Genomic DNA, 23,914 nt, shown 5'->3' on the forward strand with positions numbered 1-23,914 from the left:
ACGGCCGGGGTTTTTTTATGGGCGAAGATCAACGGGTCGCAGGCTGCGATTCTAGACCTCCGTGCGAACGGGACTTTTTCCTGTCAATGACAGTCAGTAGACTTGTAACTGTTTCAAGACACCAAACGGTGCGACGCTAAGCATCGATCTGTTGCACAATACGACCCGAACCGTTTTCCTCAGGATGTTCAATGTTTAGATCAATTCCCATGCGGGTTGTGGGGCTGGCCGTGGTGCTGGCCGCCGCTGCCGGTTGTTCATCAAAGAAAGCCGCCATCTACGAGCATGAGAACTTCGACGATTCCGGAACGTTTTCGCGCAATTACCCGGTGACCGACAAGCAAACCTGCGAGGCCGCCCGTCGGGCTTTGCTCAGCCAGGGTTACATCATCACCAGTAGCGATCCGAAGCTGGTCAGCGGTCACAAGAGCTTCCAGCAGACTGGCGAGACCCACATGGAGATCAGCTTCAACGTGGTCTGTGCCGATGATGGCAGCGAGGGGCACCACTCGACCATGTTCGCTAACGCCCTGCAGGACCGTTATGCACTGAAAAAGACCAACAATTCCGCCAGCCTCGGTGTCGGTGTGCTGGGCTCGGTATCGATGCCGATCGGCTCGTCCGACGACTCGATGGTCAAGGTCGCCAGTGAAACCGTGTCCTCGGCCAAGTTCTACGAGCGTTTCTTTGCCCTGGTCGAATTGTTCCTGCCGCCGGAAGCGAAGAAAGCAGCGCACATTACCGAGAAGCCAAAGACTGATCTGGGCGTTCCTGAAGTCAAGGCTGCGCCGGCTCAGTTGGCGCCGACCCCGGCGGCAGAACCAGTGCCTGCTCCAGCGCCGGCAGCTGAACCTGAACCTGAACCTGCACCTGCATCTGCCGAAACCGCTCCAGCCAGTTCCGAGCCTGTTGTGCCACCTGCTGAAACGGCGCCGATTACCCCGGTGCAGAACAGCGAGCCGACTTCGTCCACCGAAACAATGGCTCCACCGGCGGATTCAAGCACCATGCCAGCACCGACCGAGCCTATTTCGGCCATGCCTGTCTCCGGCCAGTAACAGGCCAATGTTATGGGATCGGGTCAGACGACACCGATCCTGCAACACCTTCCAAGATTGATCCACATCAAATCGAGCCGTATTCCTACCGTTCGTATCGAAAAATCCTGTGATAAATTTCTGACCACCTGCTACGTTTTATTGAGAACGCCCCCCGTGTAATGCCCGCGTCATTTTTCTTTCATGCGGGCACTTTATGCTCAGGGCACTGGTCATTTATTCAGACGATTTTTTCAACAAGCGATGGGGGTTTAATAATGGACGATTATCAAGAAGAACTGCTCGAATACCAGGCGTTTGAACTGGACCCGCTGGAACCGGCCGAAGACGCTACCGAGTTGTAGGGGGCGTTCTCAATTAGTTTCCCCGCCGCGCCGGGTCTGCTGTTGTGCAGGGCAAGGCGCGAGAAGCGTGGTTTGGTCATTCCAAATAAGCTTCGAGCAACGCAGCCCTGCACAACAGCAGGCCCGGCCCTTCGGGTTGTGCCTTAAAGCGGGCCAGCCTGCGTTGCAGGCCTTGGAAAGGGAACAACCATTCCCAGCGGCCTGCGCCTTGCCTGGCCCGCTTTAAGGCGACAACGCGGTGGGGAAACTAATTGAGAACGCCCCCTAGCCTTACGCGGATTGGCGATGACTGCGGCGAAACTCGCCGGGGGTTTGGCCGTTCCAGCGTTTGAAAGCCCGTTGAAAGGCTTCGGCTGAGGCAAAACCCAGCAGGTAGGCGATTTCGCCGAACGCCAGTTCGGTGTCTCGGATGTAAGTCATGGCGAGGTCGCGGCGCGTATCGTTGAGAATTGCCCGAAATTGCGTGCCTTCCTCCGCCAGTTTGCGACGCAAGGTCCAGGTCGGCAGCTTCAGGCGTGCCGCCACTTCTTCCAGGTCGGGTTCTCGACCCCCATTGAGCAACGGCCCCAGTAACTGAGTGATGCGTTCACGCAGGCTGCGGGTGCGTGTCAGTTGTTCCAGTTCCCGTTCACACAGTTGCAGCAGGTGCCGCCAGGTACTGGGGCAGTGCTGTGGATTGCGCTGGGCCAGGCTGTCCAGGCTCAGGCGCAGTTGATTCTGTTCGGCGCCAAACTGAATCGGACAATCCCCCAACACGGCGTAGGCCTCGCGGTAATCCGGCGCTTCAAACTCGATCTCGATCCGTTCGGCGCGTAGCGGGGCAGGGCTTACGCTGGACAATTGCTGTAACCACCCGGCGATGATCGAATCCACCACGAAGCGGTTATAGGCATTGTAGGGGCTGATCGAATAGAACCGCAGCCAGGCGCCTTGGGCGTCTTCATGAAAGCTCGATTGGCCGCGATAGTTGGAGCCGTATAGCGCTTCGAAACGAATCAGGCAGCGCGCCGCTTCCCGCACGGTGGGGGCCTGGGCGGCGGTGACTCCGGCCAGGCCGGCCTGGCTTAGACGGCTGAGCTGGCCCATGCGCAAACCCAGTGCCGGGTCGGCAGTCAGTTGAATGGCCCCGTGACCCAGGCGCATGTATCGGGGAATCGAGAGGCGGGCGCCGGCCTCGGCCAGTCGCGCGGCGTCGAGGCCGTACTGCTCGAGCAGCGGTTGTGGGTCCAGTCCATGGCTGCGCACTGCGTCAGCCAGGCTGTGGACGAAGCCTACCGACAAATCCCCGAGGCGCATCGGCTGCGGTTTCATCGTCTACAGCCAAAGGTTCAATAAGCGCGCGCCCCGGGCATCGCCGTCGGCAAAATGCTGCCCGTTGCTGCTGAGGAAGCTTTGACCGGCGCTGCCCTTGTCCCAGAATTGACCGCGCAGGAACACGCTCATGCCGGCGATGGTCTGGCTGCCGGACGGTTGGGCAGTCAGCGTCAACCGATGCCAGGCCTGACCTTCATTGAGTTCGCCAGCCTTGAGGCTGACAGCGCTAGGTGCGGGCTGGCTTTTGTAGCCGGGCCACGGTTGATCCCAGGACCCGCGCCCGACGACGAACGCCGGGACCGCCACCAGTTGCGCCCGTTGATCGGCGAGTTTGCGATAGTTGTCCGGATACCAACTGTCGCTGCCGATCAGCACGCCCAAGCGTCCGGCCGGTGTGTCGACGACGTTGATCGTGTGTTCGGAATTGGCATCGACGGTGTCGTGACCAGCGAAAGTCGGGTGCATTTGCCGCTGCGGCTGGCCGATCGGCAAACCGTCGCGACCGAACACTACGCTGCTGTTGTACAGGGCACCGCGGCCAATCTTCAGGGTGCCATCGCTGACACTCGGCTCGGGCAACACGATGGAGCCCGCCACCAGCGTGATGTGGAATTCTTTCGCCAAGCCGCCGAACAGCGCCTGGTAACTCTTGGCCATTTTCCTGGCTTTCATCCGCAAGTGCGCATCGTCGAGACGGCTACCGCCCTCGGCACTGATCAGGGCGCGGATAAACTGCAACGGGTTGCTCACTGCCAGCCAGTTCATCGCTTCCTTGAGCGTAGTGGCCTGGTACAACTCGTCTTTTTCGCCGCTGATCATCAACCAGGTACCGACATGTTCGGGCAGTACGACGATGGTCTTTTCATTCAGCAGGCCCTGATCCTGAGCCTCCTGTAAGTAGGCCGCGAGCTTGCGGTGCAAGCGTTCGGGGCTTTGGTAGTCAGTGGGGAACAGCTCGGGCTGGATACCCAGCAGATTGCCGCGATCGGCGGGCGTGCCTTGATCGACCGCAAGACTGATGCGCAAATCCGACAGGTAATGACCCACCGGACGGTCCGCGGCCCACATGGCATAGGTCGTGAGGGCGGCGATCAACGCCATGGAGAGGGTCAGGTACAAAAGTTTGCGCATGGGGAAACAGTCAACGGCCGTGTGCAGGGTTCGCGACTAGGGTAGGGCCCATGCCTGCGATTGCCAAGGGGCGCTGCACATTTGGATCAATAAGTTGTCAGTTACGGTCATTGAGTGACAGCGATGCGACTCTTAGTCTGTCGAACATGACTGACGGGGGCCGAAGAGCTCCTGCATTTTTTCCGTGATCGCTCGTTGTGGAGTTACCGATGGCCGCCGCTCATTACCCGCACCTGTTGGCCCCGCTGGACCTGGGTTTTACCACGTTGCGCAACCGCACCCTGATGGGCTCGATGCACACGGGCCTCGAGGAAAAGCCCGGCGGTTTCGAGCGCATGGCCGCGTACTTCGCCGAGCGTGCCCATGGCGGCGTTGGCCTGATGGTCACCGGTGGTATCGGCCCGAACGATGAGGGCGGGGTTTACTCTGGCGCCGCCAAGCTGACCACCGAGGAAGAGGCGCTCAAGCACCTGATCGTCACCCGCGCGGTGCACGAGGCGGGCGGCAAGATCTGCATGCAGATTCTCCATGCCGGTCGTTATGCCTACAGCCCGAAACAGGTGGCCCCGAGCGCGATCCAGGCGCCGATCAACCCGTTCAAGCCTAAAGAACTGGACGAGGAAGGCATCGAGAAACAAATCAGCGATTTCGTCACTTGCTCGACCCTGGCGCAGAAAGCCGAATACGACGGCGTCGAGATCATGGGCTCCGAAGGTTATTTCATTAACCAGTTTCTAGCGGCCCACACTAACCATCGCACTGACCGCTGGGGCGGCGCTTACGAAAACCGCATGCGCCTGCCGGTGGAAATCGTTCGCCGGGTGCGCGAAGCGGTCGGCCCGAATTTCATCATTATCTTCCGCCTGTCGATGCTCGACCTGGTGGAAGGCGGCAGCAGCTGGGAAGAGATCGTGCAATTGGCCAAGGCGATCGAGCAGGCCGGTGCGACGATCATCAATACTGGCATCGGCTGGCACGAAGCGCGGATTCCGACCATCGCCACCAAAGTGCCGCGTGCGGCGTTCAGCAAGGTCACGGCCAAGCTGCGTGGCTCGGTCAGTATTCCGCTGATCACCACTAACCGCATCAATACCCCTGAAGTCGCCGAGCAGATTCTGGCCGAAGGCGATGCCGACATGGTGTCCATGGCACGCCCGTTCCTTGCCGACCCGGATTTCGTCAACAAGGCTGCGGCCGGTCGTGGCGATGAAATCAATACCTGCATCGGATGCAACCAGGCCTGCCTGGATCACACCTTTGGCGGCAAGTTGACCAGTTGCCTGGTAAACCCGCGGGCGTGCCATGAAACCGAGCTCAACTACCTGCCGGTGCAGCAGATCAAGAAAATCGCCGTAGTCGGCGCCGGCCCCGCCGGTTTGTCTGCGGCCACCGTGGCCGCTGAACGTGGTCATCAGGTGACGTTGTTCGATTCGGCCAGCGAAATCGGCGGCCAGTTCAACATCGCCAAGCGTGTGCCGGGCAAGGAAGAGTTCTTCGAAACCCTGCGCTATTTCAACCGCAAATTGCAGACCACTAATGTCGAGCTGTGCCTGAACACTCGTGTGGATGTGGCGCAGCTGGTTGAGGGCGGTTACGACGAAATCATCCTGGCGACCGGCATTGCGCCACGGGTGCCGGCGATTCCAGGCGTCGAACACGCCAAGGTGCTGAGCTACCTGGACGTGATCCTCGAGCGCAAACCGGTGGGCAAGCGCGTCGCGGTGATCGGCGCCGGCGGTATCGGTTTCGACGTGTCGGAATTCCTTGTGCATCAGGGCGTGGCCACCAGTCAGGACCGTGAAGCGTTCTGGAAGGAGTGGGGCATCGATACACACCTCGAGGCGCGCGGCGGTGTCGCGGGCATCAAGGCCGAGCCCCATGCGCCGGCCCGTGAAGTGTTCCTGTTGCAACGCAAGAAATCCAAGGTCGGCGACGGCTTGGGCAAAACCACTGGCTGGATTCACCGCACCGGTCTGAAGAACAAGCAGGTGCAGATGCTCAACAGCGTCGAGTACCTGAAGATTGACGATGAAGGCCTGCACATCCGTATCGGTGAAAGCGGCGAACCGCAAGTGCTGCCGGTGGACAACATCGTGATCTGCGCTGGGCAGGATCCGTTGCGTGAGTTGCAGGAAGGCCTGATCACGGCCGGGCAGAACGTGCACTTGATCGGCGGCGCGGACGTGGCGGCGGAGCTGGATGCCAAGCGCGCAATCAATCAGGGTTCGCGGTTGGCGGCTGAGTTGTAATACTCAGGTTTAACGTGTCAGGCTCGCTGCCACAGGTTTGTGGTGTTCACGTATTTCGTGATCGACGCAACTCCAATGTGAGCGAGCCTGCTCGCGATTCAGGCGGCGCGGTTTATCAAGTACACCGTGTTATCGTTCATCGCGAACAGGCTCGCTCCAACAAGAGATCTGCGATGTTCTGCAGATTTTCTGCGCAATCCAGTAAACTGCCGCACGTTTTTCGTTGAGTGTGTTTTTCATGCAAATTGCTTTGGCGCCCATGGAGGGGTTGGTCGACAACATCCTGCGGGACGTGCTGACCCGTGTGGGCGGTATTGATTGGTGCGTGACCGAATTCATTCGGATCAACGATCAGCTGCTAACGCCTGCCTATTACCACAAGTTCGGTCCGGAACTGCTGACCAACGCCCGAACCGCGTCCGGCGTGCCGCTGCGGGTGCAACTGCTCGGCTCCGATCCGGTGTGCCTGGCGGAAAACGCCGCACTGGCCTGCGAGTTGGGTTCCGAGGTCATCGACCTGAACTTCGGCTGCCCGGCCAAGACCGTCAACAAATCCCGTGGCGGTGCGGTGCTGCTCAAAGAACCTGAACTGCTCAACCAAATCGTCGAGCACGTCCGTCGCGCGGTGCCAGCGCATATTCCGGTAACCGCCAAGATGCGCCTCGGTTTTGACAGCCCGGACGGTGCGCTGGTTTGCGCCACGGCCCTGGCTGAGGGCGGGGCGGCGCACATCGTGGTCCACGCGCGGACCAAGACCGATGGCTACAAGCCGCCAGCTCACTGGGAATGGATCCCACGGGTGCAGGACGTGGTCAAGGTGCCGGTGTTTGCCAACGGCGACATCTGGAGCGTCGAGGACTGGCGTCGTTGCCGCGAGATCAGCGGCGTCGAAGACATCATGCTCGGTCGTGGACTGGTATCGCGCCCGGATCTGGCTCGGCAAATCGCCGCCGCCCGCGCCGGCGAAGACGTTGTCGAGATGACCTGGGCCGAGCTGCTGCCGCTGATTCAGGACTTCTGGCTGCAAGCCAAGGCGCAGATGACCCCGCGTCAATCGCCGGGTCGCTTGAAGCAGTGGCTGGCAATGCTGACCCGCAATTATCCCGAGGCGGTAGAGCTGTTCACCGTCCTGCGGCGTGAGACGGAACTGGATAATGTCTCGCGTTTACTGGGGCTTCAGGTGTCTGAAGCGGCCTGAAAAATCTTCGAATAATCTCTTGAAAAGCAATCAGCGATCCTTATCTAAGGATTACGCGATGCCGAATTCGGGTCGCGGAGACAAAAAAACTTGCTGATTATGTTCAGGAGATTTGAATCATGAGTACTGCATTTTCCCTGGCCCCACTGTTCCGTTCCTCGGTAGGTTTCGACCGTTTCAACGACCTGTTCGAAACCGCCTTGCGCAATGAGCCAGGCAGCACCTATCCACCCTACAACGTTGAAAAATACGGTGATGATCAATACCGCATTGTCGTAGCGGCCGCCGGTTTCCAGGAAGAAGATCTGGACCTGCAAGTGGAAAAAGGTGTGCTGACCATCAGTGGCGGCAAACGTGACGCGGACGAAAACGTCACCTATCTGTACCAAGGCATCGCTCAGCGTGCCTTCAAACTGTCGTTCCGTCTGGCGGACCACATTGAAATCAAGGCCGCCGAACTGCGCAACGGTTTGTTGAGCATTGACCTGCTGCGCGTGGTGCCAGAAGAGGCGAAAGCCAAACGCATCCCGATCAACGGGACGGAAAAACCGGCTCTTCAACATTGAGTCAAAGCAACAAAAGGGCGCCGTCCACCGGCGCCCTTTTTTGTGCCCATTTGTAGCAGCTGCTACAGCTGCTACAGCCGTACGTAGCTGCTCGGCAGTTGCTGCATCGCCTTATTTCAACAGTTTCTGAAACTCCTCAACCGGCAACGGCCGACTGTGCAAATACCCTTGATACAAATGGCAGCCAAGCCCCTGCAAAAACGCCAGTTGCTCCAGGTTTTCCACCCCTTCGGCAATGACTTCCAGCTCCAGGCTGCGGGCCATGGCGACGATGGCGCGAATGATTTCGGCATCGTTGGGGTCGGTGGTGGCATCGCGGATGAACGACTGATCGATTTTCAGGGTATCTACCGGCAGGCGCTTGAGGTAGGTCAGCGAGGAATAACCGGTACCGAAATCGTCCATGGCAAAGCTGACGCCAAGTTTTTTCAGGCGCCGCATTTTGCTGATGGTGTCGTCCAGGTTCTGGATGACGATGCCTTCGGTGATTTCCAGTTTCAGCAACGAGCAGGGCAGGCCGTGGCTGCCGAGACTGTGTTCGATGCGTTCGACGAAATCGTTCTGGCGGAATTGCCGGGGGCTGATGTTCACGCACAGGCTGAAGTCGAGCGGATTGATAAGGCCCTTGGCGACCAGATGTTTGAAGGCCGCGCAGGCTTCGTCAAGGATCCACGTGCCGACTTCCAGAATCAGCCCGCTGTCTTCCAGCACCTTGATGAACTCGGTGGGCGATTGCGCGCCCAGTTGCGGATGGTGCCAGCGTACCAAGGCTTCGGCGCCGGTAATGCGGTTGTTGCGGGCGTCCACCTGCGGTTGGTATTGCACGCTGAATTCACCCCGGGAAAGGGCCAGGCGCAGGTCGGTTTCCATGCGCAGGCGTTCGCTGGCGGCCTTTTGCATGGTGTTGTGATACATCTGCGCGGTGTTGCGGCCTGAATCCTTGGCGCGGTAGAGGGCGATATCGGCGCGTTTGAGCAGGTCGGTCGGGGTCGAGCCGTGGTCGGGAATGAGCGCGATGCCGATGCTCGGTGTTACTTGCAGGCGCTGTCCGTCGAGGAACATCGGTTCGGACAGCAGTTCGCGCAAGGTGTCCGCCAACTCCCGGACCTGAGCGCTGACGTCGCTGCGCGAACCTTCCAGGCCGCTGAGCAGCACCACGAATTCGTCACCGCCCAGACGCGCGACGGTGTCTTCCATGCGCACGCTGGCTTCGAGGCGCGCGGTAATGATCTTCAGCACCGTATCGCCCACCGGGTGGCCGAGGGAGTCGTTGATGTGCTTGAAGTGGTCGAGATCGAGGAACATCAGGGCGCCGCGCAGGTTGTGGCGCTTGAGCAGGGCGATCTGCTGGCTCAGACGATCCATCAATAGCGCGCGGTTGGGCAGGTTGGTCAATGGGTCGTGGTAGGCCAGGTGACGGATCTGTGCTTCGGCATTTTTCAGCAGGCTGACGTCCCGGGCAGTCAGCAGCAGGCACGCTATTTCGTTGAGGGTGATCGGCTCCACCGAGACTTCGACAGTCAGCAACTCCCCGCGTTTGTTGCGCCCGAGCATTTCCTGATGATGAACCCGGCCCTTGATCTGTAGCTCTGCCAGCAGTGCCGAGCGCTGTTTCTCTTCGGCCCAGATGCCGACTTGATACACCGTGCGGCCGATCACTTCATCGGCGCGGTAGCCAGTCAGGCGACAAAAGCCGTCATTAACTTCCAGGTAGCGTCCAGTATCGCGCTCGGTAATAGTGATGGCGTCGGGGCTTGAATGAAAAGCTTTGGCGAACTTCTCTTCACTGGCCTTGAGCGCCGCTTCTGAGCGTTGCTGCTGGGTGATATCGCGCAGCGTGGTGACGATGCAGGGTTGATCGCCGACGCTGATCTGCCGGCTCGATATCACACACGTCAGGGATTGCCCGTTTTTGTGCTGAACGATGATTGCTACATTGTTCAGGCCCTGTTCGCGGATGACCCGCTCGATCCTTTGCAGGCTCTTCGCCGAAGCGTCCCACAGGCCGATTTCATCGGCGCTGCGGCCAATCACGTCGACGGTGTTCCAGCCGAACGTTTGAGTGAAGCTGGAGTTGATCTCGATGAAATGGCCGGTGTCCTGGCGCGTGACGCAGATCGGGTCCGGGCTGACCTGGAACAAGGTGGCGAATTTCTCTTCCGACGCCACCAGTTGCTGTTCGCGCTCCACTTGATCAGTGATGTCCAGCAGTGTGCCGGCCATGCGCAACGGGTTGCCATTGTCGTCGCGATAGAGTCTGGCGCGGCTTTCCAGGTAGCGCGAACTGCCGTCCTGCAGTTGCACCCGGTACGTCAGTTGATAATTGCCGGCCGGGCCTTCGCGCAAGCTGCGGTAGGCATCACGCATGGTGCCGCGTTCTTCGTCGGGCACGCCTTCGAAAAATGCATCGAAGGATTCATGGAAGGGTTTGGGGTCCAGCCCATGTAACTGGGCGGCCCGCGCCGAGCCGTAAAGCATGCCGCTGGGAATGTGCCAGTCCCAGGTGCCGAGTTGCGCCGAATCCAGGGCCAGGTCCAGGCGTTCCTGGCTGTCTTTGAGGGCGTGCTCGGCGATTTTGCGTTCGGTGGTGTCGAGGAATGTGCTCAGCAGGTAAGGCTGGCCTTCGAGTTCGACCTTTTGCGCGCTGAGGATGCCGTCGTGAATCTGCCCATTGCTGGCGCGAAATTGCACCTCCATGTTGATCAGTTCGCCTTTGGCCTTGGTGGCCTTGACCAGTTGCACCCGTTGTTCCGGGTTGACCCAAAGGCCTAGTTCCAGCGTGGTTCGGCCGATGGCGTCCTGCACCGGCCAGCCGAACAGGCTTTCGAAATACTGGTTGGCTTCGCTGATCAAGCCGTCTTCCTGACGGGTCAGCAGGACCATGTTCGGGCACAGGTGAAACAGCGTGGCGAAGCGCTTTTCCGAACTGCTCAGCGCCTGTTCGCGCTGGCGCTGATGGGTGATTTCACGAATGACCCCAATCATTCGTGGACGACCGTTTTTGTCCGGCAGCAGGCTGCCATTGATTTCCAGCCAGTGCAGGCTGCCGTCGGGCCAGCGGATGCGATGGTGCATCGCCTGTTCCAGCGGGGCACCGGCGATCACTGCATGGAAGGCCCGGATGGTTTTCGCCCGATCCTCCTGAGGCAGCAGGTCGAGGTATTCCAGGTCTTCGGGCAACGGTTGCCGGGGATCGAAGCCGAACAACGCCTGAGTTCCCCGAGACCAACTGATCTGCCCCCGCTCGATGTCCCAATACCAGGCGCCGAGCCGGGCGCCGTTAAGGGCCGCCAGCAATTGCGGGGCGCTTTCCCAGCTCTGCTCGGACCGCTTGGGGTCAAGTGCCTGAATTCGCGGCATCGGCGGCATACGTTCAACAGATTTGGGCATGGATAACAGGCCTTGGGCTGAATTGGGCGTTAGGCACAGGGTTTTGGGGCTCTATAGGCGTAGCACAAAAAAGAAGAAGCACAGCTTAGCCGCGAGTCCCTGGCTGATCGATTTGTGCATCCAGCAGAGCCATGAAGGCCCGTGCCGCATTCGACAGCGTCCGTTCGGTGTGCAGGATATAGCCTAGCTGGCGAGTGAGTTGTATGCCCGGCAAAGGTATGCGCGCCACTTGATCGTCCAGCATGGTGCGCGGCAAAACGCTCCAGGCGAGGCCGATCGAGACCATCATTTTTATGGTTTCCAGATAATTCGTGCTCATGGCGATGTTCGGCGTCAGGCCTTGGGCCTCGAACAGGCGCTGCACGATGTGGTGGGTAAAGGTGTTGCCGCCGGGGAAAACCGCGGGGTGCAGGGCAATATCCGCCAGATTGACCGGACCGTTGGCGATCAGCGAATGCTCCGGGGCGACCACGAAATCCAGCGGGTCGTCCCACACCGGCGTGGCCTTGACCAGTGCATGAGGCTCAGGTGCAAGGGTGATTACCGCCAGTTCGGCTCGGCCATGGAGGATTTCTTCGTAAGCCACTTCCGAATCGAGGAACTGAATATCCAGCGCCACTTGTGGATAGCGTCGGGTGAACTCCCTTAATAAGGGCGGCAAACGGTGCAGGCCGATGTGATGACTGGTGGCCAATGTCAGACGACCGGTAACTTCGCCGGTCAGGTTGGTCAAAGCGCGGCGGGTGTCATCCAGTACATTGAGGATCTGATAGGCCCGTGGCAGCAGGGCGCGACCGGCTTCAGTCAAGCTGACCTCCCGGCCCAGTCGATCGAACAGCCGCACCTTCAATTGTTGCTCCAGACCGGCGATGCGCTTGCTGATGGCGGGTTGAGTCAGGTGTAGCCGTTCGCCAGCGCCGGAGAAGCTTCCAGTCTCGGCAATCGCGATAAAAGCATTGAGGTTGGCGAGGTCCATGATGACGTCTCGGTTGCATTCCAGTTGGTTATGCAAAGCATAAAAAATATGAATTTGAGTTATTTAATGTAACCCCCTAGGATCGACCTCACAAGCCAAAGGGTTATTGAGATTGCTCAAGGACCCGGAGGTCTGTGTGGCGAGTTTGTTGGGTCAAATTCGGATGCCGGAAGTTCATAGCCAAGGAGCTGCGACGAGTCATAGCTGGCTATGGCGAGGAGCAGCAACGCAGGATATGGGCTTCCGGCGCCGAAGTTGACCTAACAGAACTCGCTACACAGACCTCTCCGGCATAGAAACAAGCTGATGAGGAAACCGTCTGATGGCCGGCAAAACGCTCTACGACAAGCTCTGGGATTCGCATTTGGTCAAGCAGCGCGACGATGGCTCGGCGCTGATCTACATCGATCGTCACATCATCCACGAAGTGACCTCGCCGCAAGCCTTCGAGGGCCTGCGTCTGGCCGGGCGCAAGCCTTGGCGCATCGATGCCAATATCGCGACCCCGGACCACAACGTTCCGACTACTGCGGAGCGTAAGGGCGGCATCGACGCGATTGTCGATCAGGTCTCGCGTTTGCAGGTTCAGACCCTCGACGATAACTGTGACGAATACGGTATCGTCGAATTCAAGATGAATGATGTCCGCCAAGGCATCGTCCACGTCATCGGCCCGGAGCAGGGCGCCACCTTGCCGGGCATGACCGTGGTTTGCGGCGACTCCCACACCTCGACCCACGGCGCATTCGGTGCCTTGGCTCACGGTATCGGCACTTCCGAGGTCGAGCACGTACTCGCCACGCAGTGCCTGGTCGCGAAAAAGATGAAGAACATGCTGGTGGCCGTCGAAGGCCAATTGCCGTTCGGCGTGACCGCCAAGGACATCGTCCTCGCGGTGATCGGCAAGATCGGCACCGCTGGCGGTAATGGCCATGCCATCGAGTTCGCCGGTAGCGCGATTCGCGACTTGTCCGTTGAAGGCCGCATGACCATTTGCAACATGGCGATCGAGGCCGGCGCTCGTGTAGGCCTGGTGGCCGCCGACGAAAAAACCGTGGCTTACGTCAAAGGCCGTCCATTTGCTCCGAAAGGCGCGGAATGGGATTTGGCTGTCGAAGCCTGGAAAGACCTGGTCTCTGACGCGGATGCCAGGTTCGACACCATCGTTGAGCTCGACGCCACTCAGATCAAACCGCAAGTCAGCTGGGGCACGTCGCCCGAGATGGTCTTGGCTGTCGATCAGAACGTTCCCGATCCTGCGAAGGAAATGGACCTGGTCAAGCGTGGCTCCATCGAACGCGCGTTGAAATACATGGGTTTGACCGCCAATCAGGCGATCACTGACATTCAGCTGGACCGCGTATTCATTGGCTCCTGCACCAACTCGCGGATCGAAGACCTGCGCGCCGCTGCCGTGATCGCCAAGGGCCGCAAAGTCGCTTCGACCATCAAACAGGCCATCGTGGTGCCGGGTTCGGGGCTGGTGAAGGCTCAGGCCGAATCCGAAGGCCTGGACAAGATTTTCCTCGAAGCCGGTTTCGAATGGCGCGAGCCGGGTTGCTCGATGTGCCTGGCGATGAACCCGGACCGTTTGGAGTCGGGCGAGCATTGCGCGTCGACCTCCAACCGTAACTTCGAAGGCCGTCAGGGCGCCGGTGGCCGTACGCACCTCGTCAGCCCGGCCATGGCCGCCGCCGCCGCGGTGAACGGTCGTTTCGTCGACGTCCGTGAATTGATCTAAAGGAGCGCAGCATGAAAGCTTTTACCCAGCACACTGGTCTTGTCGCGCCTTTGGATCGTGCCAACGTCGACACCGACCAGATCATCCCGAAGCAGTTTTTGAAGTCGATCAAGCGCACCGGGTTCGGCCCGAACCTGTTCGATGAGTGGCGTTACCTGGATGTCGGGCAGCCGTATCAGGACAACTCCAAGCGCCCGTTGAACAAGGACTTCGTCCTCAACGCCGAGCGTTATCAAGGCGCCAGCGTGTTGCTGGCCCGCGAAAACTTCGGTTGCGGCTCCAGCCGCGAGCACGCGCCGTGGGCGCTGGAAGAATACGGTTTCCGCAGCATCATCGCGCCGAGCTATGCCGACATCTTCTTCAACAACAGCTTCAAGAACGGCTTGCTGCCGATCATCCTGAGCGATGCTGAGGTTGATGAGCTGTTCCAGCAGGTCGAGGCGACTCCGGGCTATCAGTTGCAGGTTGATCTGCAAGCCCAGACCGTGACCCGTCCGGATGGCAAAGTGCTGAGCTTCGAGATCGATGCGTTCCGCAAGCACTGCCTGCTCAATGGCTTGGACGATATCGGCCTGACCTTGCAGGACCACGAGGCGATTGCCACGTTTGAGGCCAAACACCGTGCGAGCCAGCCATGGTTGTTTCGTGATGCGTGATTGATCCGGAATTGATGTAGGTACGGCCGGCCTCTTCGCGAGCAAGCCCGCTCCCACATTGGAATACATTTCAAATGTGGGAGCGGGCTTGCTCGCGAAGACGGCAGATCAGGCAACACAAATATCAGGACATAACTATGACCAGCACCGCCCCACACAGTCAGGTAGTACAAAAGCAATTCGGTGAACAGGCCTCGGCCTATCTGAGCAGCGCCGTACACGCTCAAGGCACTGAATTCGCGCTGCTACAGGCTGAACTGGCGGGGCAGGGCGATGCTCGCGTGCTCGATCTCGGTTGCGGCGCCGGTCATGTGAGTTTTCACGTGGCTTCGCTGGTCAAGGAAGTGATGGCTTACGACCTGTCTCAACAGATGCTCGACGTGGTGGCCACTGCTGCCGTCGATCGCGGCTTGGGCAATGTGTCCACGGTACTGGGTGCTGCCGAGCGCCTGCCGTTCGCCGATGGCGAGTTCGATTTCGTGTTCAGCCGTTATTCGGCTCACCATTGGAGCGACCTCGGACTGGCCCTGCGCGAAGTTCGCCGGGTGCTGAAGCCGGGCGGGGTGGCGGCGTTCATCGATGTGTTATCGCCGGGCAGCCCGTTATTCGACACTTACCTGCAAAGCGTCGAAGTGCTGCGCGACACCAGCCATGTGCGCGATTATTCTGCTGGCGAGTGGCTTCGCCAGGTCAGCGAAGCGGGGTTGCATACCCGCAGCACCACGCGCCAACGGCTGCGCCTTGAATACACCTCCTGGGTCGAGCGCATGCGCACGCCGCAGGTGATGCGCGCTGCAATCCGCGCGTTGCAGCAATCGATGGGCAATGAAGTTCGCCAATATTTTGAGATTGAGGCCGATGGTTCGTTCAGTACCGATGTGCTGGTGCTGATGGCTGAACGATAAGCGCCAAGACTTTTTCCGGGTATGCCCAAGGGCGTGCCGACTGATGACATGAGGAAAGCATGAGCAAGCAGATTCTGATTCTCCCGGGTGACGGTATTGGCCCGGAAATCATGGCCGAAGCAGTCAAGGTGCTGGAGCTGGCGAATGACAAGTACAGCCTGGGCTTCGAACTGAGTCATGACGTGATCGGTGGCGCCGCCATCGACAAGCACGGCGTGCCGCTGGCCGACGAAACCCTGGCCCGTGCCCGTGCCGCCGATGCGGTATTGCTGGGCGCCGTGGGCGGTCCGAAATGGGACACCATCGAGCGTGACATCCGCCCTGAGCGCGGTCTGCTGAAAATCCGTGCACAACTGGGTCTGTTCGGTAACCTGCGTCCGGCAATCCTGTACCCGCAACTGGCCGAGGCTTCCAGCCTGAAGGCAGAGATCGTGGCGGGCCTGGACATCCTGATCGTCCGTGAACTGACCGGCGGTATCTACTTCGGCGCGCCACGTGGCGTGCGTGAACTGGAAAACGGCGAGCGTCAGGCCTACGACACCCTGCCGTACAGCGAAACCGAAATCCGCCGTATCGCCCGTGTCGGTTTCGACATGGCCCGCGTGCGCGGCAAGAAGCTGTGCTCGGTGGACAAGGCCAACGTGCTGGCGTCCAGCCAACTGTGGCGTGAAGTCGTCGAGCAAGTGGCCAAGGACTACCCAGACGTCGAACTGAGCCACATGTACGTCGACAACGCCGCCATGCAACTGGTGCGTGCACCGAAACAATTCGACGTGATCGTCACCGACAACCTGTTCGGCGACATTCTTTCCGACGAAGCGTCGATGCTCACCGGCTCCATCGGCATGCTGCCGTCGGCGTCGCTGGATGCCAACAACAAAGGCATGTACGAGCCATGCCACGGTTCGGCGCCGGACATCGCTGGCAAAGGCATTGCCAATCCGTTGGCGACCATTTTGTCGGTGTCGATGATGCTGCGTTACAGCTTTAATCTGCAGGAAGCGGCCGATGCCATCGAGCAAGCCGTGAGCCGGGTATTGGATCAGGGCCTGCGCACGGGCGACATCTGGTCGGCCGGTTGCACCAAGGTCGGTACGCAGGAAATGGGCGATGCAGTAGTCGCCGCGCTGCGGAATCTGTAATCTCTTTGGCCCGCTGCAACTTTCAACCATGAAAGCAGCGGCCCACTTTTGAAGAAGGTGTAGTTGCGATGAAACGTGTAGGTCTGATCGGTTGGCGCGGTATGGTCGGTTCCGTGCTCATGCAGCGGATGCTGGAAGAGCAGGATTTCGATCTTATCGAGCCGGTGTTTTTCACCACTTCCAATGTCGGTGGCCAAGGCCCGTCCGTGGGTAAGGACATTGCTCCGCTCAAGGACGCTTACAGCATTGAAGAGCTGAAAACTCTCGACGTGATTCTGACCTGCCAGGGTGGCGACTACACCAGCGAAGTGTTCCCGAAACTGCGCGAAGCCGGCTGGCAGGGTTACTGGATCGATGCCGCTTCCAGCCTGCGCATGCAGGATGACGCGGTGATCGTGCTGGACCCGGTGAACCGCAAGGTCATCGACCAGCAGCTCGATGCGGGCACCAAGAACTACATCGGCGGCAACTGCACCGTCAGCCTGATGCTGATGGGCCTGGGTGGCTTGTTCGAAGCCGGTCTGGTCGAGTGGATGAGCGCCATGACTTATCAGGCGGCCTCCGGTGGCGGCGCGCAGCACATGCGTGAATTGATCAAGCAAATGGGTGTGACTCACGCCGCTGTCGCCGATCAACTGGCCGATCCGGCCAGCGCCATCCTCGACATCGATCGCCGTGTTGCCGACGCCATGCGCAGCGACGCGTACCCGACCGAGAACTTCGGTGTGCCGCTGGCCGGCAGCCTGATCCCGTGGATCGACAAGGAACTGCCAAACGGCCAGAGCCGCGAAGAGTGGAAAGCCCAGGCCGAGACCAACAAGATCCTCGGTCGCTTCAAGAGCCCGATCCCGGTGGACGGCATCTGCGTGCGCATCGGCGCCATGCGTTGCCACAGTCAGGCGCTGACCATCAAGCTGAACAAAGACGTGCCGATCGCCGACATCGAAGGGCTGATCAGCCAGCACAACCCTTGGGTCAAACTGGTGCCGAACAACCGCGAAATCAGCATGCAGGAGCTGAGCCCTACAAAGGTTACCGGTACCCTGAACGTGCCGGTTGGCCGTCTGCGCAAGCTGAACATGGGTTCGCAGTTCGTCGGTGCCTTCACCGTCGGCGACCAACTGCTGTGGGGCGCGGCCGAACCGCTGCGTCGCATGCTGCGGATTCTGCTTGAGCGTTGATCTGTTGACGTAATGAAGAACCCGCGCCTTGAAAGAGGTGCGGGTTTTTTATGGTGTTTTGTCTGGGGTTTTCCGGTGTCTTATCGGCCGCCTTCGCGAGCAAGCCCGCTCCCACATTTGATCTCCAGTGTTCAAGGTCAATGTGGGAGCGGGCTTGCTCGCGAAGAGGCCTGTACACCCACCGCAAATCCCCCGTCGAATTGCCTCACTGCCAGCCACCCGGTAAAGTGCCGCTCCCCCCGTTTCGCCAGAGGTAGAACCATGAGCCAGTCCTTTGATATTGCCGTGATCGGCGCCACCGGTACTGTCGGCGAAACACTCGTCCAGATTCTCGAAGAGCGGGATTTTCCGGTCGGTAACCTGCACCTGCTGGCGAGCAGTGAATCGGCCGGTCATTCGGTGCCGTTTCGCGGCAAGAACGTGCGGGTGCGGGAAGTCGATGAATTCGATTTCAGCAAAGTCCAGTTGGTGTTCTTTGCCGCCGGCCCGGCGGTGACCCTCAGTTTCGCTCCGCGTGCCACGGCCGCCGGTTGCTCGCTGATCGACCTGTCCGGCGCCTTGCCGGCCGATCAGGCGCCGCAAGTGGTGCCTGAGGCCAACGCCGAAATTCTGGCCGGCCTGAAAAAGCCCTTCCAGGTCAGCAGCCCAAGCCCTTCGGCCGCAACGCTGGCGGTGGTACTGGCGCCGTTGCTCGGTTTGCTCGACCTGCAACGCATCAGCCTGACGGCGTGTCTGGCGGTCTCTGCCCAAGGCCGCGAAGCGGTCACGGAGCTTGCCCGGCAAACCGCCGAGCTGCTCAACGTGCGTCCGCTGGAGCCAGCGTTCTTCGATCGGCAGATGGCTTTTAATCTGCTGGCGCAAGTCGGTAAGCCTGATGATCAGGGCCATACGTTGCTGGAAAAACGCCTGGTGCGCGAATTGCGTCAGGTAATGGCGCTGCCGTCATTAAAGATTTCCGTCACTTGCATTCAAGCTCCGGTGTTTTTTGGCGATAGCTTTAGCGTGACCTTGCAGTCGTCGAGCGCCGTCGATCTGGTGAAAGTCAACGCAGCTCTGGAAGCGGCGCCCGGTATCGAACTGGTCGAGGCGGGTGATTACCCGACCCCGGTAGGCGATGCAGTAGGGCAGGACGTGGTTTACGTTGGTCGGGTTCGCAGCGGGATCGACGACCCGGCGGAACTTAATGTGTGGCTGACGTCAGATAACGTACGCAAAGGCGCCGCGCTCAATGCTGTGCAGGTGGCTGAATTGTTGATAAAAGACCTGCTGTAAAAGATACTTGGCAACAATTTATCGAATGATTCCCGTCGAGCGTCATGCCTGGCCGGAATGCTTAAGGTGAGCCACTCCGCAGGGCTTCCCATTGCATGAATGAAATGATCGCGCGCGACGACCCTTCGCCGCCGCGCGCAATGCCTTACGGCAGCGGCAATCAACACCTTCTCGCTGGCCGAGGAATGTTCAAACAAAGGAAGAGGTTATGGTTCAAGTTCGCAAACTGGTGTTAGCAATAGCGGCCGCCTCGGCGCTGTCCTCCGGTATGGCGCATGCCCTCGGGCTCGGGGAATTGACCCTGAAATCGACGCTGAACCAGCCTCTGGTCGCGGAAATCGAGTTGCTCGACGTCAAGGACCTCACGGCTGCCGAAGTGGTGCCGAGCCTGGCCTCGCCCGAAGATTTCGCCAAGGCCGGGGTCGATCGTCAGGCGTTTCTCAATGACCTGACCTTCACCCCGGTGCTTAACGCCAGCGGCAAAAGCATCTTGCGCGTGACGTCCAGCAAACCGCTGTCCGAACCGATGGTGAAATTCCTGGTTCAGGTGATGTGGCCCAACGGTCGTCTGCTACGCGACTACAGCGTGCTGCTCGATCCGTCCAAATTCTCGCCGCAGACCGCCGATGCCGCCGCGCAACCAGCGCCAGCCCAAACGGTGACTGCGCCAGTCACTGGCGCGACCAAATCGTCGCAATACACCCACCACGCCGCGCGATACCCTGTGGGAGATCGCCGCGAAGGCGCGTAACGGTGGTTCGATCCAGCAGACCATGCTCGCCATCCAGGCGCTGAACCCGGATGCGTTCATCGACGGCAACATCAATCGACTGAAAACCGGCCAGGTGCTACGTCTGCCTGATCAGGTGCAGAGCACCAACCTGCCACAGCCCAAGGCCATCGCTGAGGTCGCCGCGCAGAACACCGCGTGGCGTCAGGGCCGTCGCTACGTGGCGAAACCGGGAACCGGTCAGCAGCAACTCGACGCCACCAAACGCGCTCGCGGTGAAGGTGCTTCATCGCAACCTGCCGTCGACAAGCTGAGCCTGGTCTCTGCCGACACCGGCAAGGGTGGCAAAGGCGCCGCCGGTGATGCGAAAGCGTTGAGCGATAAGCTGGCCGTTACCGAGGAAAGCCTCGACGCGACTCGTCGTGACAACGCCGAATTGAAAAGCCGCATGAACGATCTGCAAAGTCAGCTGGACAAGCTGCAACGGCTGATTGAACTGAAGAATAATCAATTGGCCAAGTTGCAGGCCGCAGGCGGCGCGGATGCATCCGCTTCGAGCACTCCGGCGATGTCCGCTGAGCTGGCGGCCAGTCCTGCGGCAACGCCTGCGGACGCGGCTCCGGTCCCTGCGCCAGAGGCTGGCGCACCAGAAGTCGTTCCGGCGCCAGTCGTCGAGCCAACACCCGATGATCAGAAATTCAACGAGCTGCTGACCAATCCGATCCTGCTGGGTCTGGTGGGTGGCGGTGCGGTGGTGCTGCTGCTCTTGCTGCTGTTGCTGGCCCGTCGCCGCAAAGCTCAGCAAGAAGCCGAGAAGCATCTGCGCATGGCCCGTGCCCTGGAGGAGGAGCAAGAGTTCTCCGTCGACCAGGATCTGCCGCCAAGCAGCTTCGAAGGCCTGGAAGTTCCGCCACCGAGCGTGAAGCTTGCGACCGCGCCAACGCCTGCACCCGCGCCGGCCCCGGTGATTGCTCCGGTTGTGGTGACGCCGCCGATCGCTGCGCCATTGGTATCGCCTGCCGCCGAGCGTTCCGACCGTTCCGACGACGTACTGGCTCAGGCACAGTCGCACATTGCCGGCGGTCGTCTGAATCAGGCCGCCGCATTGCTGGAAGACGCGATCAAACAAGAGCCGAAACGCAGTCACCTGCGCCTGAAACTGATGGAAGTCTACGGTCAGCAGGGCGATCGCGATGCGTTCGTCGCTCAGGAACGTCAACTGGTGGCCAACGGCGATAACTTCGCCCGGGTTGAAGAGTTGAAAAGCCGCTTTCCGGCCATGGCTGTTGTGGCGGCCAGCGGTCTGGCTGCCGCCGCTATCGCTGCCGAGCTGGACGCACAATACGTCAAGGACCTGCTCCTGGACGAGCCGCAAGCCCCAGAACCGGCATTGTCCGACTTCGACAGCGCATTCGATCTCAGCCTGGACGATCTGGAGGCCGCTACCCCGATCGCGCCAGTTGTTGCTGCGGAGCCGGAGCCGGAGCCAACGCCAACGGCCGCACCAGCACCCGAACCAGAAGAGCTGGCTGAATTGGACGAATTCCCGCTGGACGACGATCTGAGCTTTGAGTCGGTGTTGCAGCAACAGACTGAAATCAAGGAAAACCTCGACGATCTGTCGGTCTTCGACCTGGACATGGATCTGGGCGGCGACACCTCGCCGGCAACCCTGGCCGAAGATGACTTCCTGCTGAATCTGGATGAAGATCTCAAGGATTTGCCTGTCGCCGAAGCGGCGCCCGTCACCGAGCCGACGCTCGACGACCTGGAGTTACCTGCGGATTTCGACCTGTCACTGGCTGATGAAATGGACGCCGCTGCCCCGGATCAGCCTGATGCCTTCGAAAGTGAACTCAACGACGTCAATGCGGAACTGGATCGTCTGTCCCAGAGCCTCGGTGAGCCTAGCTTCACCGAGGAAGATGCTTTGGCCTCCGCAGCTGATGAGCCGGACTTCGATTTCCTCTCCGGCACCGATGAGGTCGCTACCAAACTCGACCTGGCCCAGGCCTACATCGACATGGGTGACAGCGACGGCGCTCGGGACATCCTCAATGAAGTGGTGACCGAGGGCGATGCCGGTCAGAAGAGCGAGGCCAAGGAAATGCTCTCGCGTCTGGCGTGAGTGATCGATAAAGGTGTAAATAAAACGGCAGCCCTGTGAGGCTGCCGTTTTTGTTTGGGCGGGGATACGATGGCGTCTGCGAGATTGCTATCGCGGGCAAGCCTCGCTCCCACACTGATCGGGGGTGTCTGCATCATTTGCGCCTGGCACCAATCTCCTGTGAGAGCGGGCTTGCCCGCGAAGAGGCCGGAACAGTCCATGGAGATCCCTCTGGCGTCCTCGCCCGGCAGCCTTATAATGCCTGCCTTTGCGCAAACCAGCAGGCTGTCACCCCTTGGCAAATATAGATAATCCGGCCGCCGAAATGGCGGCCGATGGCTTTTTCCGGATCGCGTTGGGCGTTGAATACAAAGGCTCGCGCTATCGAGGCTGGCAGCGCCAGGCCTCCGGTGTGCTCACGGTGCAGGAAACCCTTGAAAAGGCCTTGTCCAAAGTCGCCGACTCGCCGGTGTCGCTGCTCTGCGCCGGGCGCACTGATGCCGGGGTGCATGCCTGCGGTCAGGTAGTGCATTTCGATACCCAGGTCGAGCGTTCGATGAAGGCCTGGGTGATGGGCGCCAATATCAACTTGCCCCACGACGTCAGCGTCAGTTGGGCGAAGGTCATGCCGGCGCATTTCCATGCGCGGTTCAAGGCGATCGCCAGGCGCTATCGCTACGTGATCTACAACGATCAGATCCGTCCGGCGCACTTGAACGATGAAATTACCTGGAACCACCGCCCGCTGGACGTCGAGCGTATGGCCGAGGCTGCCCAGTATCTGGTCGGTACCCACGATTTCAGCGCATTTCGCGCCGGTCAGTGCCAGGCCAAGTCGCCGATCAAGGAGTTGCATCATCTGCGCGTCACGCGCCATGGCAAAATGATCGTGCTGGATATTCGCGCCAGCGCGTTCCTGCATCACATGGTGCGCAACATCGCCGGCGTGCTGATGACCATCGGCGCTGGCGAGCGTCCCGTGGAGTGGATGAAGGAAGTCCTGGAAAGTCGTATCCGTCGTTCCGGCGGGGTGACGGCTCATCCGTTCGGCCTGTACCTGGTGCAAGTCGAATATCGCGATGAGTTCGAATTGCCTGAGCGTTACATCGGCCCACACTTCCTCACCGGCTTCTCGGAACTTGACGGCTGACGCCTTCGAACGCTTTTGTTACCATCCGGGACTTTCCCGGATTTGTCCTGAGGTTCTATCGACATGTCAGCCGTTCGCAGCAAAATTTGTGGGATTACCCGCATAGAAGATGCGTTGGCGGCGGTCGAGGCCGGGGCCGATGCCATCGGTTTTGTGTTCTACGCCAAAAGCCCACGGGCCGTGACTGTCCAGCAGGCGAGGGCGATCATCAAGGCCTTGCCGCCGTTCGTGACCACCGTGGGTTTGTTCGTCGATGCCAGTCGCTGCGAGTTGGGGGAAATCCTCGATGCCGTGCCGCTGGACCTGTTGCAGTTCCATGGCGACGAAACCGCGGCTGAGTGCGAGGGCTGGCACCGTCCGTACATCAAGGCGTTGCGGGTCAAGGCCGGTGATGACATCGCAGCGGCTTGCGATGCCTACGCCAGTGCCAGCGGGATCCTGCTCGACACGTACGTCGAAGGTGTCCCCGGTGGAACCGGTGAAGCGTTCGACTGGTCTCTGATACCGCAAGGCCTGAGCAAGCCGATCATCCTGGCGGGCGGCTTGACGCCAGACAACGTCGCCGAGGCGATTGTCCGGGTTCGGCCTTACGCGGTGGACGTCAGCGGTGGGGTGGAGGCGAGCAAGGGCATCAAGGATCACGCAAAGATTCAGGCATTCATCAAAGCGGTTGTTGGGGCTTGATGTGACGGCTGGCACACTGCCGCCGTCCACAGGCATGGCTGAGGATATTTGGGGGTGTACGCAGGTCGCATCTCGCTGACCCGGCACGCCATCGATCATCGCCACACATATGAATTTAGC

16 protein-coding genes and 1 pseudogene are annotated in these 23,914 nt (G+C 60.0%); 13 read left to right on the plus strand and 4 right to left on the minus strand.

Features of this window, described 5'->3' with window-relative positions; all coding sequences use genetic code 11:
* Positions 1 to 191: 191 nt before the first annotated feature.
* Entirely contained in the window at positions 192 to 1,058 is an 867-nt protein-coding gene (locus ABH909_RS13635; RefSeq protein WP_429433823.1) for a DUF2242 domain-containing protein, read from the plus strand.
* 614 nt (positions 1,059 to 1,672) lie between these two features.
* Here the strand turns inward: ABH909_RS13635 and ABH909_RS13640 are convergent.
* The gene (locus ABH909_RS13640; protein ID WP_429433825.1) at positions 1,673 to 2,713 is read right to left on the minus strand and encodes an AraC family transcriptional regulator; all 1,041 of its coding nucleotides are present in this window, start codon (positions 2,711 to 2,713) and stop codon (positions 1,673 to 1,675) included.
* 3 nt (positions 2,714 to 2,716) lie between these two features.
* Complete coding sequence (locus ABH909_RS13645) at positions 2,717 to 3,847, minus strand: carbon-nitrogen hydrolase family protein (RefSeq protein ID WP_429433828.1); 1,131 nt, start codon at positions 3,845 to 3,847, stop codon at positions 2,717 to 2,719.
* Between the two features lie 209 nt (positions 3,848 to 4,056).
* Here ABH909_RS13645 and ABH909_RS13650 point away from each other — a divergent pair, with 209 nt between their 5' ends.
* The 3 genes from ABH909_RS13650 (at position 4,057) to ABH909_RS13660 (ending at position 7,860) form a co-directional block, all read left to right on the plus strand.
* Positions 4,057 to 6,096 carry an FAD-dependent oxidoreductase gene (locus ABH909_RS13650; protein WP_429433830.1) on the plus strand — a complete coding sequence of 680 codons (2,040 nt, stop codon included), beginning with the start codon at positions 4,057 to 4,059 and terminating at the stop codon, positions 6,094 to 6,096.
* 238 nt (positions 6,097 to 6,334) lie between these two features.
* Entirely contained in the window at positions 6,335 to 7,294 is a 960-nt protein-coding gene (locus ABH909_RS13655; RefSeq protein ID WP_123498692.1) for a tRNA dihydrouridine synthase, read from the plus strand.
* 119 nt (positions 7,295 to 7,413) lie between these two features.
* Entirely contained in the window at positions 7,414 to 7,860 is a 447-nt protein-coding gene (locus tag ABH909_RS13660; RefSeq protein WP_429433832.1) for an Hsp20 family protein, read from the plus strand.
* 111 nt (positions 7,861 to 7,971) lie between these two features.
* Here ABH909_RS13660 and ABH909_RS13665 read toward each other — a convergent pair whose 3' ends face one another.
* Positions 7,972 to 11,250: a PAS domain S-box protein gene (locus tag ABH909_RS13665; protein WP_429433835.1), complete on the minus strand. Its 3,279-nt coding sequence runs from the start codon at positions 11,248 to 11,250 to the stop codon at positions 7,972 to 7,974.
* Positions 11,251 to 11,335: 85 nt separating this feature from the next.
* On the minus strand, positions 11,336 to 12,226 hold the full coding sequence (locus ABH909_RS13670) for a LysR family transcriptional regulator (protein WP_429433837.1): 891 nt from the start codon (positions 12,224 to 12,226) through the stop codon (positions 11,336 to 11,338).
* A 322-nt stretch (positions 12,227 to 12,548) separates the two neighbouring features.
* Here ABH909_RS13670 and leuC point away from each other — a divergent pair, with 322 nt between their 5' ends.
* The 9 genes and pseudogenes from leuC to ABH909_RS13715 all read left to right on the plus strand — a co-directional run bounded on the left by leuC (position 12,549) and on the right by ABH909_RS13715 (position 23,794).
* Positions 12,549 to 13,967, plus strand: coding sequence for a 3-isopropylmalate dehydratase large subunit (gene leuC / locus ABH909_RS13675; RefSeq protein WP_429433840.1), 1,419 nt, complete (start codon positions 12,549 to 12,551; stop codon positions 13,965 to 13,967).
* A gap of 11 nt (positions 13,968 to 13,978) precedes the next feature.
* A complete protein-coding gene (gene leuD / locus ABH909_RS13680) occupies positions 13,979 to 14,623 on the plus strand; it encodes a 3-isopropylmalate dehydratase small subunit (protein ID WP_007905962.1) in 645 nt (214 codons plus the stop codon).
* Positions 14,624 to 14,760: 137 nt separating this feature from the next.
* Entirely contained in the window at positions 14,761 to 15,528 is a 768-nt protein-coding gene (locus ABH909_RS13685) for a class I SAM-dependent methyltransferase (protein ID WP_429433842.1), read from the plus strand.
* A 59-nt stretch (positions 15,529 to 15,587) separates the two neighbouring features.
* Positions 15,588 to 16,670, plus strand: coding sequence for a 3-isopropylmalate dehydrogenase (leuB, locus tag ABH909_RS13690; RefSeq protein ID WP_429433845.1), 1,083 nt, complete (start codon positions 15,588 to 15,590; stop codon positions 16,668 to 16,670).
* A gap of 68 nt (positions 16,671 to 16,738) precedes the next feature.
* A complete protein-coding gene (gene asd / locus ABH909_RS13695; protein WP_095052129.1) occupies positions 16,739 to 17,851 on the plus strand; it encodes an aspartate-semialdehyde dehydrogenase in 1,113 nt (370 codons plus the stop codon).
* A 261-nt stretch (positions 17,852 to 18,112) separates the two neighbouring features.
* On the plus strand, positions 18,113 to 19,123 hold the full coding sequence (locus tag ABH909_RS13700) for an aspartate-semialdehyde dehydrogenase (RefSeq protein WP_429433847.1): 1,011 nt from the start codon (positions 18,113 to 18,115) through the stop codon (positions 19,121 to 19,123).
* A 208-nt stretch (positions 19,124 to 19,331) separates the two neighbouring features.
* Positions 19,332 to 21,981 (plus strand): annotated as a pseudogene (locus ABH909_RS13705) (FimV/HubP family polar landmark protein).
* Positions 21,982 to 22,285: 304 nt separating this feature from the next.
* Positions 22,286 to 23,110, plus strand: a complete 825-nt coding sequence (gene truA, locus ABH909_RS13710) for a tRNA pseudouridine(38-40) synthase TruA (RefSeq protein WP_032835007.1) — start codon at positions 22,286 to 22,288, stop codon at positions 23,108 to 23,110.
* Between the two features lie 63 nt (positions 23,111 to 23,173).
* A complete protein-coding gene (locus tag ABH909_RS13715) occupies positions 23,174 to 23,794 on the plus strand; it encodes a phosphoribosylanthranilate isomerase (protein WP_429433849.1) in 621 nt (206 codons plus the stop codon).
* Positions 23,795 to 23,914 lie beyond the last annotated feature (120 nt).

This window comes from Pseudomonas sp. BS3782 TE3695, assembly GCF_050435305.1.
Lineage (GTDB): Bacteria > Pseudomonadota > Gammaproteobacteria > Pseudomonadales > Pseudomonadaceae > Aquipseudomonas.

What these genes read in the sequence shown, in the direction of transcription:
- ABH909_RS13635 (WP_429433823.1), top strand. Translation starts at nt 192, where the DNA reads ATGTTTAGATCAATTCCCATGCGGGTTGTGGGGCTGGCCGTGGTGCTG.
- ABH909_RS13640 (WP_429433825.1), bottom strand. Translation starts at nt 2,713, where the DNA reads ATGAAACCGCAGCCGATGCGCCTCGGGGATTTGTCGGTAGGCTTCGTC.
- ABH909_RS13645 (WP_429433828.1), bottom strand. Translation starts at nt 3,847, where the DNA reads ATGCGCAAACTTTTGTACCTGACCCTCTCCATGGCGTTGATCGCCGCC.
- ABH909_RS13650 (WP_429433830.1), top strand. Translation starts at nt 4,057, where the DNA reads ATGGCCGCCGCTCATTACCCGCACCTGTTGGCCCCGCTGGACCTGGGT.
- ABH909_RS13655 (WP_123498692.1), top strand. Translation starts at nt 6,335, where the DNA reads ATGCAAATTGCTTTGGCGCCCATGGAGGGGTTGGTCGACAACATCCTG.
- ABH909_RS13660 (WP_429433832.1), top strand. Translation starts at nt 7,414, where the DNA reads ATGAGTACTGCATTTTCCCTGGCCCCACTGTTCCGTTCCTCGGTAGGT.
- ABH909_RS13665 (WP_429433835.1), bottom strand. Translation starts at nt 11,250, where the DNA reads ATGCCCAAATCTGTTGAACGTATGCCGCCGATGCCGCGAATTCAGGCA.
- ABH909_RS13670 (WP_429433837.1), bottom strand. Translation starts at nt 12,226, where the DNA reads ATGGACCTCGCCAACCTCAATGCTTTTATCGCGATTGCCGAGACTGGA.
- leuC (WP_429433840.1), top strand. Translation starts at nt 12,549, where the DNA reads ATGGCCGGCAAAACGCTCTACGACAAGCTCTGGGATTCGCATTTGGTC.
- leuD (WP_007905962.1), top strand. Translation starts at nt 13,979, where the DNA reads ATGAAAGCTTTTACCCAGCACACTGGTCTTGTCGCGCCTTTGGATCGT.
- ABH909_RS13685 (WP_429433842.1), top strand. Translation starts at nt 14,761, where the DNA reads ATGACCAGCACCGCCCCACACAGTCAGGTAGTACAAAAGCAATTCGGT.
- leuB (WP_429433845.1), top strand. Translation starts at nt 15,588, where the DNA reads ATGAGCAAGCAGATTCTGATTCTCCCGGGTGACGGTATTGGCCCGGAA.
- asd (WP_095052129.1), top strand. Translation starts at nt 16,739, where the DNA reads ATGAAACGTGTAGGTCTGATCGGTTGGCGCGGTATGGTCGGTTCCGTG.
- ABH909_RS13700 (WP_429433847.1), top strand. Translation starts at nt 18,113, where the DNA reads ATGAGCCAGTCCTTTGATATTGCCGTGATCGGCGCCACCGGTACTGTC.
- truA (WP_032835007.1), top strand. Translation starts at nt 22,286, where the DNA reads ATGGCGGCCGATGGCTTTTTCCGGATCGCGTTGGGCGTTGAATACAAA.
- ABH909_RS13715 (WP_429433849.1), top strand. Translation starts at nt 23,174, where the DNA reads ATGTCAGCCGTTCGCAGCAAAATTTGTGGGATTACCCGCATAGAAGAT.